The 14,331-nt window shown below is 72.6% G+C and carries 20 protein-coding genes; 9 read left to right on the forward strand and 11 right to left on the reverse strand.

What is annotated here, in order from left to right; translation table 11 throughout:
- Positions 1-104: 104 nt before the first annotated feature.
- Positions 105-884: a peptidoglycan DD-metalloendopeptidase family protein gene (locus tag ACFYML_RS23075; protein ID WP_357440847.1), complete on the forward strand. Its 780-nt coding sequence runs from the start codon at positions 105-107 to the stop codon at positions 882-884.
- Positions 885-1,060: 176 nt separating this feature from the next.
- Here ACFYML_RS23075 and ACFYML_RS23080 read toward each other — a convergent pair whose 3' ends face one another.
- Genes ACFYML_RS23080 through ACFYML_RS23095 form a run of 4 tightly spaced genes read right to left on the reverse strand, consistent with a single transcriptional unit; the run spans position 1,061 to position 2,836 of the window.
- Positions 1,061-1,207: a GPGG-motif small membrane protein gene (locus tag ACFYML_RS23080; RefSeq protein ID WP_167402562.1), complete on the reverse strand. Its 147-nt coding sequence runs from the start codon at positions 1,205-1,207 to the stop codon at positions 1,061-1,063.
- A 36-nt stretch (positions 1,208-1,243) separates the two neighbouring features.
- Complete coding sequence (locus ACFYML_RS23085) at positions 1,244-1,972, reverse strand: metallophosphoesterase (RefSeq protein ID WP_357440851.1); 729 nt, start codon at positions 1,970-1,972, stop codon at positions 1,244-1,246.
- Between the two features lie 13 nt (positions 1,973-1,985).
- Positions 1,986-2,195 (reverse strand): hypothetical protein, encoded by a 210-nt coding sequence (locus ACFYML_RS23090; RefSeq protein WP_387422699.1) that lies wholly within the window; start codon positions 2,193-2,195, stop codon positions 1,986-1,988.
- A gap of 56 nt (positions 2,196-2,251) precedes the next feature.
- Positions 2,252-2,836, reverse strand: coding sequence for a nucleotidyltransferase (locus tag ACFYML_RS23095; protein WP_387422624.1), 585 nt, complete (start codon positions 2,834-2,836; stop codon positions 2,252-2,254).
- Between the two features lie 152 nt (positions 2,837-2,988).
- Between ACFYML_RS23095 and ACFYML_RS23100 the strand changes: the two genes are divergently transcribed.
- Positions 2,989-3,720: a dTMP kinase gene (locus tag ACFYML_RS23100; protein ID WP_387422625.1), complete on the forward strand. Its 732-nt coding sequence runs from the start codon at positions 2,989-2,991 to the stop codon at positions 3,718-3,720.
- On the opposite strand, the gene ACFYML_RS23105 is transcribed toward ACFYML_RS23100, so the two are convergent.
- Positions 3,705-4,508, reverse strand: a complete 804-nt coding sequence (locus ACFYML_RS23105) for an SDR family NAD(P)-dependent oxidoreductase (protein ID WP_387422626.1) — start codon at positions 4,506-4,508, stop codon at positions 3,705-3,707. The two genes, ACFYML_RS23100 and ACFYML_RS23105, sit on opposite strands and share 16 nt — an antisense overlap.
- A gap of 300 nt (positions 4,509-4,808) precedes the next feature.
- On the opposite strand from ACFYML_RS23105, the gene ACFYML_RS23110 reads away from it, so the two are divergent.
- The 3 genes from ACFYML_RS23110 to ACFYML_RS23120 all read left to right on the forward strand — a co-directional run bounded on the left by ACFYML_RS23110 (position 4,809) and on the right by ACFYML_RS23120 (position 8,109).
- Positions 4,809-5,723, forward strand: a complete 915-nt coding sequence (locus ACFYML_RS23110) for a MurR/RpiR family transcriptional regulator (RefSeq protein WP_073835988.1) — start codon at positions 4,809-4,811, stop codon at positions 5,721-5,723.
- Positions 5,720-6,667, forward strand: coding sequence for an N-acetylmuramic acid 6-phosphate etherase (murQ, locus tag ACFYML_RS23115; RefSeq protein ID WP_387422627.1), 948 nt, complete (start codon positions 5,720-5,722; stop codon positions 6,665-6,667). The genes ACFYML_RS23110 and murQ overlap by 4 nt, the downstream gene beginning before the upstream one ends.
- A 452-nt stretch (positions 6,668-7,119) precedes the next feature.
- Positions 7,120-8,109 carry an RNA polymerase sigma factor RpoD/SigA gene (locus tag ACFYML_RS23120; protein ID WP_387422700.1) on the forward strand — a complete coding sequence of 330 codons (990 nt, stop codon included), beginning with the start codon at positions 7,120-7,122 and terminating at the stop codon, positions 8,107-8,109.
- A gap of 88 nt (positions 8,110-8,197) precedes the next feature.
- Here the strand turns inward: ACFYML_RS23120 and ACFYML_RS23125 are convergent, their stop codons facing one another.
- Positions 8,198-9,166: an NlpC/P60 family protein gene (locus ACFYML_RS23125; RefSeq protein WP_387422629.1), complete on the reverse strand. Its 969-nt coding sequence runs from the start codon at positions 9,164-9,166 to the stop codon at positions 8,198-8,200.
- Between the two features lie 502 nt (positions 9,167-9,668).
- Between ACFYML_RS23125 and ACFYML_RS23130 the strand changes: the two genes are divergently transcribed.
- Positions 9,669-10,193, forward strand: coding sequence for a DUF6232 family protein (locus tag ACFYML_RS23130; RefSeq protein WP_387422631.1), 525 nt, complete (start codon positions 9,669-9,671; stop codon positions 10,191-10,193).
- 1 nt (position 10,194) lies between these two features.
- On the opposite strand, the gene ACFYML_RS23135 is transcribed toward ACFYML_RS23130, so the two are convergent.
- Complete coding sequence (locus ACFYML_RS23135; RefSeq protein ID WP_357440868.1) at positions 10,195-10,524, reverse strand: DUF3817 domain-containing protein; 330 nt, start codon at positions 10,522-10,524, stop codon at positions 10,195-10,197.
- Positions 10,525-10,550: 26 nt separating this feature from the next.
- The gene (locus ACFYML_RS23140; protein WP_387422632.1) at positions 10,551-10,970 is read right to left on the reverse strand and encodes a hypothetical protein; all 420 of its coding nucleotides are present in this window, start codon (positions 10,968-10,970) and stop codon (positions 10,551-10,553) included.
- Positions 10,971-11,091: 121 nt separating this feature from the next.
- On the opposite strand from ACFYML_RS23140, the gene ACFYML_RS23145 reads away from it, so the two are divergent.
- From ACFYML_RS23145 to ACFYML_RS23155, 3 genes are read left to right on the forward strand one after another with little or no spacing between them, the layout of a single operon-like run.
- Positions 11,092-11,409, forward strand: coding sequence for a DUF6158 family protein (locus ACFYML_RS23145; RefSeq protein ID WP_387280105.1), 318 nt, complete (start codon positions 11,092-11,094; stop codon positions 11,407-11,409).
- A gap of 2 nt (positions 11,410-11,411) precedes the next feature.
- Positions 11,412-11,738, forward strand: coding sequence for a hypothetical protein (locus ACFYML_RS23150; protein WP_387422702.1), 327 nt, complete (start codon positions 11,412-11,414; stop codon positions 11,736-11,738).
- A gap of 31 nt (positions 11,739-11,769) precedes the next feature.
- Positions 11,770-12,309, forward strand: a complete 540-nt coding sequence (locus ACFYML_RS23155) for a DUF1360 domain-containing protein (protein ID WP_387422633.1) — start codon at positions 11,770-11,772, stop codon at positions 12,307-12,309.
- 74 nt (positions 12,310-12,383) lie between these two features.
- On the opposite strand, the gene ACFYML_RS23160 is transcribed toward ACFYML_RS23155, so the two are convergent.
- From ACFYML_RS23160 to ACFYML_RS23170, 3 genes are all read right to left on the reverse strand, one after another.
- Positions 12,384-12,593, reverse strand: a complete 210-nt coding sequence (locus ACFYML_RS23160; protein WP_387422634.1) for a hypothetical protein — start codon at positions 12,591-12,593, stop codon at positions 12,384-12,386.
- 96 nt (positions 12,594-12,689) lie between these two features.
- Positions 12,690-12,923, reverse strand: a complete 234-nt coding sequence (locus tag ACFYML_RS23165; protein WP_387280214.1) for a hypothetical protein — start codon at positions 12,921-12,923, stop codon at positions 12,690-12,692.
- A 131-nt stretch (positions 12,924-13,054) separates the two neighbouring features.
- Positions 13,055-14,140, reverse strand: coding sequence for a 3-deoxy-7-phosphoheptulonate synthase (locus ACFYML_RS23170; protein WP_387422635.1), 1,086 nt, complete (start codon positions 14,138-14,140; stop codon positions 13,055-13,057).
- Between the last annotated feature and the right edge of the window lie 191 nt (positions 14,141-14,331).

Below are 14,331 nucleotides of genomic sequence, written 5' to 3' on the forward strand. Positions count from 1 at the left end.
CCACGCTCCGCTGATCCCGCCGGCAGGGCACCCCTTTCCATCAATGGCGCTTTCTGTCACGCTGAGCACGGCAGATAGAAAACTTTCAACATAGGAGGAAGTGGATGCGCAAGCGGTGGTTCAGCCTGGCGGCCGTGGGCGCCGTCCTCGCGGCGACCCTGGTGCCGGCGACCCCGGCCATGGCGGCCCCGACCTTCAAGGTCCCGTTCCCCTGCAATCAGTCCTGGTCCGGCCAGACCCGGTCCGACCACAGCCCGGCCTACGCCATCGACTTCAACCGCACGGACGACCTGGGTGACCCGGTGGTGGCCAGCGCGCCGGGCACGGTCGACCGGGTGACCGACCTCGGCGGCACCAGCTACGGCAAGTACGTCCGGATCGACCACGGCAACGGCTACACCACCTACTACGCCCACCTGAGCGGCTTCAACGTCTCGGTCGGGCAGACCGTCGGCTACGGCCGGGTGATCGGGTACGTGGGCAGCACCGGTGGTTCCACCGGCCCGCACCTGCACTACGAGCAGCGGCTCAACGGCAACGACATCCAGGTCCGGTTCAACGGGGCGCTCGCCCTCTACTGGGGCACCAAGACGTACACCAGCGACAACGGCTGCTCCGGCTCGAACACCGGGGAGGGCACGGTCAACACCACCTCCGGCGTGAGTCTGACCGTCCGCTCCGGACCGGGCACCAACTACAGCGCGGTCGGCTCGGTCGCCGACGGCGCGAAGGTCACCATCTACTGCCAGACCAGCGGCACCACGGTCACCGGCACGTACGGCACCAGCTCGATCTGGGACCGGATCGGCACCGGACGATACATCTCCGACGCGTACGTCTACACCGGCTACGACGGCTACATCCCGGGCGTACCGCGCTGCTGACCGGCAGCGCCGCGGGGTCCCGCCCGAGCCCCACGCCCGACCGGCGAACCGGTCGGTCGGGTGGGTGGCCGCCCGGAACGCGAAGCGCCGGGGTCGTCGCGTCCGCGGGCTCCAGTCTGGGAGGACGGAGCCCGCGGACCCGGCGACCCCGGCGGGTCAGGGGTGGGGTGCGGCGGCTAGCTGCTGAAGATGCTGACGCCGCCCGGGCCGACCAGCAGGCCGACGATGATGAGGACGATGCCCCACAGGATCTGCCGGCGGAACAGCGCGAGGATGCCGGCGACCACCAGTACGACTGCGAGAATCCAGAGAATCAGCTCCATGGCTCGTGCAGTACCCGGCCGCCGAATCCGAGAAACCTAGCCCCGGTCGAGGTGATCCCCCAGGTGGAAGATGCTGTACGCCTGCTTGATCACGGGGTGGGCGACGTTGCGGACGCGGACGCCGCCGGGGGTGGTGCCCCGCTCCGATCCGTGGTGGGCGTGCCCGTGCAGCGCCAGCGCGGTGGGCGCCGAGTCGATCGCCTGGCCGAGCTGGTAGCACCCGAGGAACGGATAGATCTCCAGCGGTTCGCCGGCGAGCGTGTCCGGCACGGGGGAGTAGTGGGTGAGAGCCACCAGCACGTCGCACTCCAGCCCGCGCAGCGCCCGGCCCAGCGCGTCGGCGCTGTCCTTGGTGGTCTGGACGAAGGCCTTCATCTCCGGCTCACCGAAGTCGCTGGCGCAGCGCCCGGCGAAACCACCCCCGAAGCCCTTCGCCCCGGCCACGCCGAGCCGCCCGCCGGCGCACTCCAGCACGATCCCGTTCCCCTCCAGCACGGTGATGCCGACGTCCTCCAGCACCTTCACCACCTGTGGCACCTCGTCGCACTGGTGCTCGTGGTTGCCGAGCACGCTGATCACCGGCACCCCGAGGTTGCCGAACTCCCGCGCCACGCAGCGCGCCTCGGACTCGCTTCCGTGCCGGGTCAGGTCGCCGGCGAGCAGCAGCGCGTCGGCGCAGTCGGGCAGCTCGTCCAGCGCGGGCCGGAACCGCCCGACCACGTCCTCGTCCATGTGCACGTCGCCGACCGCGGCGATCCGGATCACGGTACGACCTCCCTCACGGCAGCTCCTCGACCTGGCTGGGCGCCTGTGTCCGGATCACCCCGATGTCGCTGGTGATCGGCACGTGCGGGAACCGCTCGGCGACCCGGCGCAGGATCTCCTCCCGGCGGTGCGGGCTCTCCACCTCGCCGTAGAGCACCAGGCCCCGCTCCAGGCAGACCACGGTGATGCCCTGCTCGGCGATCGCCGGGTCCTCGGCCAACATGCGCTGGATCTCCGCCTCGACGTACTCGTCGGGCGGCGCGTCGCCGTGCTGCTCGGTCACGGTGTCTCCCTTCCCTCGGTGGTGCCGCTCTCCGGCAGCACGTCCAGCCGGTCGAGCAGCACCAGGAACGCCTCGGCGTACGGCGAGTGCTGCGTCTCCTTCCGTACCCGTTCCCAGTCGATCTGTTCGCGCAGCGAGCGGGCCAGCGGCAGGGCCCGGGCGAAGTCGCAGTAGTGCTGGGAGAAGCTCAGCAGCTTGTGCACCATCAGCTGGGTGGCCGAGAGCACCGGCATGTGGATCGCGTCGACCGGCCGCACGATGGTGTCGGCGAAGGTCTCCTCGGTCACCGGAGTCTCGATCGGCCGGTGGATCAGATCCACCATCCGCCCCTCGTCATAGACCTTGACGAGCCAGTCCTCGGGCGGGCGCTCGGCGGTGAAGCCGGCCTCGACCAGCGCCTCCAGGGCCCGGTCGACGTCCTGCTCCCGGATCAGGAAGTCCACGTCGTGCTCGCTCGAGTGGCCGCCGTGGGCGTACACGGCGAAGCTGCCACCGAGCGCGAAGGGGATCTCGGACTGCTTGAGCACGGCGGCGACCTTCTTGAGGGTGTGCACCAGGGTCTCGTCCCCGCGCTCGGCCATCTGGTTCTCCCGTCGTCGTGGGTGGCGGTGGGAATGAAGTTGCGTACCCGGCGAACCGGTCGGCCACACCTGTTGCCGCAGTGGCGCGGACGGGGCGGGCCGGAACGGGACAAACCGCCGGGGACGGGCACCGGTCCGCTAGCCTGGGGCAGGTGGCCAGGTCACTGCGGGGGCGGCGCGGGAGGGCCCGACTGCGCGCCGTCGCCCTGATCGGCATCGATGGCTCGGGCAAGACCACACAGGCCCACCGGCTCGCCGAGGCGCTCACCGCCGCCGGCCACGCCGCCACCTACCACCGCAACGCCGGCGGTCGTCGCTGGCTCGGCCGGCTCGCCCAACGGCTCGGCCGGCCGGACGCGCAACGGCTGGTCGGCCGCCACGGGCTGCTCGCCGTCGAGTCCGTGCTCCGCTGGCTCGCCATCGCCCTCGCCCTGCTGAGCTGCCTGGTGACCGGTCGCACCGCGGTGATGGACCGCTGGGCCCCCTGCCAGTACGCCAGCATCCGGGCGCACGGGGGACAACGGTGGGAACGGCTGGCCCGGGCCGGCTACCGCATCTTCCCCGCGCCGCGGGTCACCTTCCTGCTCAGCGTCGACCCGGCCGAGGCGTACCGGCGGATCGAGCGGCGCGGCACCGACCACGAGACCATGCGGTGGCTCACCTCCGCCGCCACCGCCTACCGGGCGCTGCCGGAATACTCCAGCTTCGTGGTGGTCGACGCGAACGGCACGCCGGACGAGGTGTCCCGCCGCATCCGCGCCCACCTCACCGAGTGGCTCCCGGGCGACCCGCCGCCGTCGACGGGCGGGCCGCCGGGTGGCCCCCGCCCACCCTCCGGCGGGGCGGGCCGGGGTGACCCGCTGCCGGCTCAGGCCCGCCCGTAGACCGGGATGCTCGCCCCGCTGGTCGGCGCGGACTCGTCGGAGGCGAGAAAGCGGATCACCGCGGCGATCTCGGCGGGCGGCACCCAGCGCCGGTGGTCGGCCTCCGGCTGGGCGGCCCGGTTGGCCGGCGTGTCGATCACGCTCGGCAGCACCGTGTTGCACCGCACCCCGCGCTGCCGGTATTCCACCGCCACCGCGTTGGCGAAGGCCAGCACCGCCGCCTTGGCCGTGGCGTAGCCGGCCGCGCCGGGGAAGGGCGCCACCGCGGCCCGCGCCGACACGCAAACCACCGCGCCGCCGCCGGCCGCCACCAGGTGCGGCAGTGCCGCCTGGGTGACCAGGTAGGTGGGGCGCAGGTTGATCCGCAGCATCCGGTCGAACTCCTCGACCGGGGTCTCGTGCACCAGCCCGCCGCTGGCGTACCCCCCGACCAGGTTGACCACCGCGCGCAGCGGCGCGCTCGGCTCCGCGGTCGCCGCCGCGACGGCCCGCGCCGCCCCGGCGGGTTCCAGCAGGTCCGCGCCGACGGCCTCCGCGACGGCGCCGGCGACGGCGCCAGGGCGCGCGGCGCCCGACGCGCCGAGTTGGAGTCGTCGTAGCGGCGCGGCGTCAGACGCGTCGAGCTGGAGTTGCCGCCGGACCTGGACCGGTCCGGCCGCCGCCGGCACCGTCGGATCGCCCTCCCGTTCGGGTACGACCACCCGCCAGCCCGCCTTGAGGAAGGCCGCGGTGACCGCACCGCCCAGTCCGCCCGTGCCCCCGGTCACCAGCACCGTGCGCTCCGCCATGGGCCCACGCTAGTCGCCTGCCGGCCGGGGCGGCGGTCGGGGGCGTTCCGGCCGGATCGATGCCGACCGGGCGTCCGGAGCCATCCGTCCGGCGGCCCGGTCCAAGCCGTCCGGTCGGCGTGACCTGCACGAAGGCCGGTCGGACGGTCGGTCGGCGTGGCCGACTCGACCGGAGCGGATGAGGTGGGCGGGCGGCGGGAATGGGACCCTTGCGGCGATGATCCGGCGCGGAAGGGGGTACTTTTCCCGATACGCGCGGTCATGGTTGACGGTCGCGCCTCATGAAAGTAAGTTTCATCCGTGGCGAAGAGTCCGAAGATTTCTGCGAGTCACGAGCCCGGTGGACTGATCGTCCACATCAGCGGCCTGCTCCCGTCGCTGTCCCCGGCCGAGCAGCGGGTCGCCCGGCTGGTCGTCGCCGATCCGGCGGACGCCGCCCGGCGCACCATCACCGACCTCGCCACCGCCGCCGAGACCTCGGAGGCCACCGTCATCCGGTTCTGCCGGTCGGTGGGCATGGAGGGCTACCCGCAGCTGCGGATCCGGCTCGCCGCCGAGGCCGCCCGGCGGATCGAGCCGCCGGACGCCCGAGTGGTCGGCGGCGACATCCCGCCCGGCGCCGACCTGGCGCAGATCATCGCGACCATCGCGTTCAACGACGCACGGGCCGTCGAGGAGACCGCCGAGCAGCTCGACCCGGCCGTCTGCGAGCAGGTGGTCGAGGCGATCGGTGCGGCCGGCCGGATCGACGTCTACGGCGCCGGCGCCAGCGGCTTCGTCGCCTCCGACTTCCAGCAGAAGCTGCACCGCATCGGCCGGACCGCCTTCTACTTCCCGGACGTGCACACCGCGTTGACCTCGGTGGCCCTGCTGGGCCGGGGCGACGTCGCGGTCGGCATCTCGCACACCGGCACCACATCGGACGTCATCGAGGTGCTGGAGCAGGCCCGGGCGCGGGGCGCCACCACGGTCGCGCTGACCAACTTCCCCCGCTCGCCGATCACCGAGGTGGCCGACTTCGTGCTCACCACCGCGGCCCGCGAGACCACCTACCGCTCCGGGGCGATGGCCAGCCGGCTCGCCCAGCTCACCGTGGTGGACTGCCTCTTCGTCGGAGTGGCCGCGCGCAACCGGGCCAGGGCGAAGAAGGCCCTGGAGGTGACCGCCGAGGCCGTCCAGTCGCATCGGGTGGGCGCCGGGCGGAGGCGGGGATGACGACCGGACGGGTGGAGCCGGGCGAGGTGACCGCGGTGCGGCCGGTGGTGCGGGTGGGGGCGCCCACCGAGCGGCGCAACCCGCACAGCGTCGACCTCGACCTGATGTCGACCCGGGAGGTGCTCACCGTCATCAACGAGGCCGACCGGCGGGTGCCGGGGGCGGTGGCGGCGGTCCTCGACGAGATCGCGGAGACCGTCGACCTGGCCGTGGCCGCGCTGCGCGGCGGGCACCGGGTGCACTACTTCGGCGCCGGCACCTCCGGCCGGCTCGGCGTGCTGGACGCCGCGGAGCTGGCCCCCACCTTCAACTCGCCGCGGCACTGGTTCTGCGCCCACCTCGCCGGTGGCCCGGAGGCCATGTGGCGGGCCGTGGAGGACGCCGAGGACGACGAGCGCGCTGGCGCCGCCGACGCCACCGACTGCGTACGCGCCGGCGACCTGGTGGTCGGGCTGGCCGCCAGCGGACGCACCCCGTACGTCCTCGGGGCGCTCGCCGCCGCCCGGGCACAGGGGGCCTCAACCGTGCTGCTCTGCGCCAATCCGGAGGCCGACGCCGCCTCGTCGGTGGACGTCTTCATCGGGGTGGACACCGGACCCGAGGTGGTCACCGGGTCGACCCGGATGAAGGCGGGCACCGCGCAGAAGTTGGTGCTCAACACGTTCTCCACGGCCGTGATGGTGCGCCTCGGTCGGGTCTACTCGAACCTGATGATCGACATGGTCGCCACCAACGCCAAGCTGCGCGGCCGGATGATCTCGATCCTCATGGAGGCCACCGGCTGCGCGGAGGAGATCTGCCGGGTCGCGCTGCACGAGGCCGACGGCGATCTCAAGACCGCCCTGGTCTCGCTGGTCTCCGGCGCGGAGGTCTCCGCCGCCCGGGCCGCCCTGGCCCGCTCCGCCGACCAGGTACGCGGCGCGCTGGCCCTGCTCGCCTCCTGACCCGCCCGGCGTCCCGTTCGCCCCGCCCGTTCCGGCGGCTGCGACGCACGTCACGCCGTGGCCGGGACGGCTTCCGCGCTGCGGATTGTTCATCGAAGCGTGGGGTAATCCTGACCCGTGGCTGAACCGCCCGGTCCACCGATGCGTATCTCGCAGTGACCAGGATCGCAATGCCGCGGTGACGCGGGTCGCTGTGTTCTTGGAATTCGCAATGGTGCGATTTCCCGGGCGGCAACGATTCCGCTGCTCCGAGCGTCTTTTGAGCAGGGCGTGCGTGAGCCGCCCGAGCAGGGGTCCTGACAGCAAACATGGACCGGGCTCTCAGCTACTACTCAGGCATTCGTGACAGTTTCGACTCACGACATGGAATCCCCAACGCGTCTCAACTGTTGTGTAGGTGTCAGCACCTACGGGCACAGCAGAGGTTACGGGGAGGGCTGATGAACGTGGGGATGGCAAGGAACCGGGCAACCGGCGCTAGCGAGGGGACCGTGGCAATCGTGGACAAGAACATCGGCATGCGTACCGACGAGGTCGCCGAGGAGCGCGACCTGGTCGGCGTCTACCTGCACGAGATCTCCCGGACGCCGCTGCTGGACGCCGCCAAGGAGGTTGACCTCTCCAAGGCGATCGAGGCCGGCCTCTACGCCGAGCACCTGCTCGGCGAGGACCGCGTGCCCGCCGGCGTCGAGCGGGAGGAGCTGGAGCGGCTGGTCGTCGAGGGTGAGCGCGCGAAGGACCTGTTCATCCGCGCCAACCTGCGACTGGTCGTGTCGATCGCCCGCCGGTACGTGCGGTCCGGCATGCCCATGCTGGACCTGATCCAGGAGGGCAACACCGGCCTGGTCCGGGCGGTCGAGAAGTTCGACTACGAGCGTGGCTACAAGTTCTCCACCTACGCGACGTGGTGGATCCGCCAGGCGATCAGCCGGGCCATCGCCCAGCAGGAGCGGACCGTCCGGCTGCCCGTGCACCTGGTCGAGGACGTCAACCGGATGCGGAACGTGACCCGCCAGCTCACCCGTGAGCTGGGCAGCGACCCGGAGCCGGAGCAGATCGCGGCGGCGCTCGGCGTGACCGTCGAGCGGGTCAACGAGCTGGTCCGCTGGTCGCAGGACACGGTCTCGCTGGACACCCCGGTCGGTGACGACGGCGACACCAACCTGGGTGACCTGGTCGCCGACAGTGACGCCCCGTCGCCGGAGGACATCGTCCTCACCGGGCTGGAGCGGCAGCGCATCGAGGGTCTGCTCAACCACCTCGACGACCGGTCGGCCGGCATCATGCGGGCCCGCTACGGGCTGGAGGACGGCCGGGAGCACTCGCTGACCGAGGTGGCGTCGCGGTTCTCGCTGTCCCGGGAGCGGATCCGCCAGCTGGAGATCCAGGCTCTCGGCCGGCTCCGTGAGCTGGCCCGGGCCGAGGGGCTGCAGGCAGCCTGAGCTGGTAGTAATGACAAGACGAGCGGCCGGCGTCCGATAGGGGGACGCCGGCCGTTCGCCGTCCGGGAGCCCGCGCGGGCTCTTGGGGTCAGCGCACCCGGCCGTAGCCGGCGATGGACATGATGTTCATGTCCCGCTTGTTGACGTTGCGGCCGGCGCTGGGCGCGTCGATGATCTGACCGCCACCCACATAGAGCGCCACGTGACCCAGGCCGGAGTAGAAGACCAGATCACCGGGCTTCAGCGAACTGCGGCTGATCCGTGCGGTGGCGTTCCACTGCATCGCCGCGTTGTGCGGCAACGACTTGCCGGCCGCTCGCCACGCGGCCAGCGTGAGCCCGGAGCAGTCGTAGCCGCTGGGGCCGTCGGCCCCGTAGACGTACGGCTTGCCGACCGCTCCGTACGCGTAGCGCACCGCCACCCCGGCAGAGCCGGAGACAGCCGGCGGACTGCCGGCCGAGCTGGCCGAGGCGGGCGCCTCGGTGGCCCGGCCGTACGCCTGCCGCCGCAGCTGGTAGAGGCGGTCCAGGTCAGCCTCGATCTTCTTCTTGGCGGCCCTGAGCTGCCTCGCCTGAGCCGCCTCACGGGCGAGCGTGGCGTCGAGCCGGGTCTTCTGGTCGATCAGCCGGCGCTGGTCCGCGGTGAAGCCGGCGATGGTCTGCTGGCGCTGGCGGGTCAGCTGGTCCAGCGTGCCCAGCCGCTCCGGCAGCGAGGCCGACCCGCTCGGCTCCAGCAGCGCCTGCGCGGTGCGCAGCCCGCCGGTCTTGTACGCGGTGACGGCGAGGACGCCCACGTCGGCGCGGCTGCGTTCGGCCTGCGCCTGCAACGGGCCGATCCTGGCCTGCAACGCGGCCGCGGCGGCCTGGTTGGCCTTGATGTCCTCGTTGAGCTTGTTGTAGGACTCGACGATTCGCTCCAGCTCAGTCGAGGACTTCTCGATCTGCTTCGTCAGCTCGGCGGGGGTGGGCTCGGCCCGAGCCACCGACGCCGGGGTGATCAGCACGGCCGAGAGGCCGGCGACCACCAGCGAGCGCAGCAGGATCCGTAAGGACGACAAGAGCGGAAAGCTCCTCTCCCACGGTCGCCGGGAGCGTTTCGCGCTCCGGCGACACCGGCCCGGGGCCATCCGGGTGGATGGCGGTCGACCGGACCGGCCTGCCCAACCTAACCCGTGACGGGAGTGGCCGGTGGTTGAAATAGGGGCGAATGTTGGCAAAGTGTCAGGAAGTGATGCTGGTGACGGTGACGCTTTGTGCCCGTTTTGCGACCCCGGAAGAGGCGGCCCTCGTGCCCGATGGCCGCATCGTGAGGCTCGCCCCATTCGTCGTTCTCGGCGGATGTCGCCAGGCAACGGGTCGTGAAGTCACGACATAGCCCCAAATAGATTCTGTTTCCGGGCGGAATCCCCGCCCGGGGTGGCCCCGGGGGCCAGGAGAAACGCCGGGCCGGGGTGGCGCGCCCCCAACACAATGAAGCGCGGAGCCGGGAATCCCGTCAGCGGCATCGGCACAGGTCAGGGCTGGCGCGGAGAACCCGGCGCGCGACCCCTGGAGGACGCCGTGCAGAGCGATGGCTCCACCACCCGCCCGCCCCGGTCGCCGCAGGCGACCACCCCGACCCTGCTCTATGCCCGGCCGGGCATCGTCGTCACCGCCGAACGCTTCACCGTCGGCCGCAACAGCTGGCGGGTCACGGAACTCAGCCAGCTCTGGACCACCCGCGGGCCGCACGACCGGCTGGCCCTCCGGGCGGTCGTGGTCACCGCCGCGCTGATCGGCGCGGTCGGGGTGCTGCTCGGCTTCACCGGCGGGCTGCAACGACTCACCGCGGCCGCGTACCTGGCGCTGGGCGCGGTGGGTCTGCTGCCGCTGGTGCTGATCCTGGTCGGCGACCGCTGGCGGCCCCCGGCGTACGAGCTGTGGGGGCTGCACCGGGGCGCCGAGGTGCTGCTGTTCAGCAGCGACGACGAGCGGCAGTTCGGCCAGGTCACCCGGGCCCTGAACCGGGCCCGCGAGGGGGTACGCCACGGTGCCGGCTGGGCGGACCCGCTGGCCTCCGCCGACCCGTGGCGGCCCAGCCGATGACTCAGCCGGCGACCGGCTCCGGGGTGCGGGGCCGGTCGCCGGCCGACACCCAGTGGCTGACCCGGCGCTCGGCGTAGAACGAGACGAACGGCACCGTGCCGGCGAGCATCACCAGCAGCATCCGCTTCAGCGGCCATTCGGCCCGGCGCGACAGGTCGAAGGTCGCGGCCAGGTAGAGCATGTACAGCCAGCCGTGCGCGGTGCCGACCACGGCCACCACGGTCGGCTTGTCGAAGCCGTACTTCAGCGGCATGCCGATCAGGACCAGCACCGCCAGCGCGACGCCCACGATCCAGGCGATCACGCGGTACCGGGTAAGGGCTCCGCCCACCGTCGTCCGTCCTTCCGAACCGGCCATCAGCCGGGATAGTCGCCGGGCCGCGCGCCCGGGTTGGCGTTCAACCATGACAGATAGCGGTTGTACGCGGCGAGGTCGCCGTCCTCGACCGCCTCGACCGGGGTGGCCGGCACCCGGCTGACCCGCACCGGTCGGCGTACCACCGGGGTGGTGGGGGCCGGCTCGGGCCCGGCGGCCGCCGGCGGCGCCGGAGTGGGCCCCGGCTCACGCGGGCCCCGCAGCGCGTGCCGCACCTCACGCCACCAGAGGAAGACCACGAAGCCGGCGAAGACCGGCCACTCGATCGCGTACCCGAAGCTCAGCGTGTTGCCCTCGGCGGCCCGGGTGACCTGCCACCAGCCGAGCCCGAGGCAGCCCACGACCAGCACGACCATGGCCACGTGGCGGGCGATCCACGCCGGTGTCCGGAGCCGCTTCATGCCATTGAGGGTACCGGGGCCGGCGGCCGTCTCCGACGCGGTGTCGTAGGTCGCGGGGTTTGGTGGCATCGCGGGTGGGCATCCGTCTAGACGCCAGCCCGAACGAGACGAGGGGGCGACAATGACCGAATCAGTACGCCGGCCCGGCGACGCCAGCCCGGAGCAGCGGATGCCCGAGTGGGACGGCGACCACGCCCGGACCGACACCGCGCTGGGCGACGTCGACGGCGAGCTGCTCGGGGTGGACCCCGCCGAGCTGGGCGACGAGGACCTGATCCGGGAGATGCACAGCCTGCACCGGACCCGGCTGGACACCCTGCGGCACGCCACCGACTCCGCGCTCGCCAACCACCTGCGTCGCACCGCGGAGCTGGAGACGGAATACCTCGCCCGGCACCCGGGGCGGGAGGTCGACCCGAGCCGGCTCCGGGGGGCCTGATGGTGGCGCACGTCGAGCGGGGGATGTCCGCGCCGCCCGAGGTGGTCTTCAACACGGCCATCGACCCGGACCGGGCGGCGGCGTGGCTGCCCGAGCCGCTGCGGCAGGACGGCGGGCGCCGCCCGGAGGTGGTCAGCGTCGAGGAGATGCGAGCGACCTGGTACAGCGACTCCGCGCCCGACTGGTCGGCGGAGATCCGGGTGGAGGCGGCCGACGCCGGGGGCGCCCGGGTCCGGTTGGACCTGGCCGGCGGGGACGTCCCGGCGCTGGCCGAGGAGACGCTGGCCAACCTCGCCCGCGAGGTGGATGACAACCTGAGCGCCGGCTGAGCCGGCGGTGCCACGAGAACGAGGAGGCCAGGTGTCCCGGAGTGGCCTGAAGCACAAGGTGGCGCGCCTGCGTCAGGCGTACGCGCCGCACGAGCACCGACCGCTGGGCGGCTACCTGGTGGCGATGGGCACGTACGCGACGGTCACCGCGTCGCTGGTGGGGCTGGTCCGGGTGACCGGGCGGCCGGTGCCGGAGCGGCCCTCGCCGGCAGACGTGGTGCTGCTCTCCGTCGCGACCCACAAGCTCAGCCGGCTGCTCTCCAAGGACGCGATCACCAGCCCGCTGCGTGCTCCGTTCACCCGCTACGACCACCCGATCGGCAGTGGCGAGGTGATGGAGCAGGTCCGGGACCAGGGCAGTGCCACCCGGCACGCGGTCGGGGAACTGCTGAGCTGCCCGTTCTGCCTGGCGGTCTGGGTCGCCACCGGGCTCACCGGCGGGCTGGTGCTCGCGCCCCGGCTGACCCGGCTGGTCGCCACCGCGCTGACCGCGGTGGCCGCCTCAGACTTCCTCCAGATGGGCTACGCGGTCGCCCAGCAGGCGGCCACGGGTGGGCAACGCGGAAAGTGAGTCGCGAGGGCGCCGAACCGGAGCTGGTCGAGACGAGGGGCGGACGCGGGCGCGCCCGCCCCTCGTACGTGTGCTCAGGTGGGGTTGGTGCCGTGGTTCTGGCCGGCCCAGCCACGCGACGACTCGGGCTCGCGTCGGCCCCCGTCCTCGCCGGTGATGATGTCCTCGTCCACCGCGGTTTCCTCGTGCTCCTCCGCGAACTCCGGATCAGCGTCGGGGGGCACCGCCGTCGGCGGCTGGCCGAGCGCCTCCGGTTGGCGCTGCCCCTCGTCCCGGTCGGTCATCCCACTGTCCTCTCCGTCGTGCCGCCGGCGGTCTCCGGGCGGGCTCCGTAACGGCCCGCTCCGGCCGGTCGGCGCGGCGGCCACCCGGCCGGCCGTTCAGGCGACGGTCCCGCCCAGCAGGTCGGTCACCTCGTCGATCGCGTACTCGCCCTGCGGGAGTGCGGCGATCCGGGTGAGCAGTTCCGCGGGGAGTTCGGCGGCGACCGCCCGGCGGTAGATGTCCGCCTGGGTGATCCGCTCCTGGCCGTGGTAGATGTCGTCGAGCAGTTCGTCGAGCTGCCGGGTGTCCGGCTGTTCGGTCACGGGCGCGTCGTCGGTCACCCCGGTCAGCTACCCCGGCCCGAATCGGTCAAACGTCGCCGGCGCTGCCCCGGCTCCTCGTTGATCATGAGATTGGCGGCGATGTGGATCTCGCTGGCCGCCGCCAACCTCATGATCAACAGATGGGTGGACCGGGGAGGTCAGGCGGGGGTGGGGAGGGTGGCGCGGCGGGTGCGGACGGCCTGGGCCAGGTCGGTGAGGACCTGCCCGGTGGTGTCCCAGCCGATGCAGGCGTCGGTGATGGACTTCCCGTACTCCAGCTCCCGCGTGGGGTCCAGGTCCTGGCGGCCCGGCTGGAGGAAGCTCTCCAGCATGATGCCGACGATGCCGCGCTGGCCGGCGGCCAACTGGGCGGCCACGTCGGCGGCGACGAGCGGCTGCCGGCGGTGGTCCTTGCCGCTGTTGGCGTGGCTGGCGTCGATCACCACTCGTTCGGGCAGGCCGGCGGTGCGGAGCAGGTCGAGCGCGCCGGCCACCGACTCCGCGTCGTAGTTGGGCCGCCCGCCCCCGCCGCGCAGCACCAGGTGGCCGTCGGCGTTGCCCCGGGTGTGCATGATCGCCGGGGTGCCGGAGACGTCGATGCCGGGGAAGACGTGCGGCACGCCGGCCGCCCGGATCGCGTCCACGGCGGTGGAGATGCTGCCGTCGGGGCGGTTCTTCATGCCGATCGGCATGGACAGGCCGGAGGCGAGCTGCCGGTGCACCTGGCTCTCCACCGTCCGGGCGCCGATCGCTCCCCAGGCCACCGCGTCGGCGATGTACTGCGGGGTGATCGGGTCGAGGAACTCGCAACCCACCGGCAACCCGAGCCGCAGCACGTCGAGCAGGAGCGACCGGGCCGTACGCAGGCCGGTGTTGACGTCGCCCGAGCCGTCCAGCCCCGGGTCGTTGATCAGGCCCTTCCAGCCCACCGTCGAGCGCGGCTTCTCGAAGTAGACCCGCATCACCACCAGCAGGTCGTCGGCGAGCCGGTCGGCGGCCTCGCGCAGCCGGCCCGCGTACTCGAGGGCGGCGGCGGGGTCGTGCACCGAGCACGGGCCGACCACGACCAGGAGCCGGTCGTCGGCACGGTCCAGCACCCGGCCGACGGCGCGTCGGCCGGTGACCACGGCCTCCGCGAGCGCCGCGTCCAAGGGCAGGTGGTGGTGCAGCAGGGCCGGGGTGGTCAGTGGTACGACGCGGTCGATCCGCTGGTCGATGACCCGATGGGCGTCCTGGGTCGGCACGGTGGGGTTCCTTCCGCCGACCGTGCCCGGGGCCGGCGCCCGGGGTCGAGCCGGCTGCTCGTACGCGAAAGGGCAGGGAATGATCCCTGCCCGGCCGGCTCGAAGAGGAGTGACGTCAGATCATGGTCGAGTCACCGGCTCCTCCAGCCGGCTGCCTAAACCATCGATACGACCGCGTCACGCCAGCCAGC

The sequence above is a fragment of the Micromonospora sp. NPDC007230 genome, assembly GCF_042869115.1.
Classification (GTDB): Bacteria; Actinomycetota; Actinomycetes; order Mycobacteriales; family Micromonosporaceae; genus Micromonospora.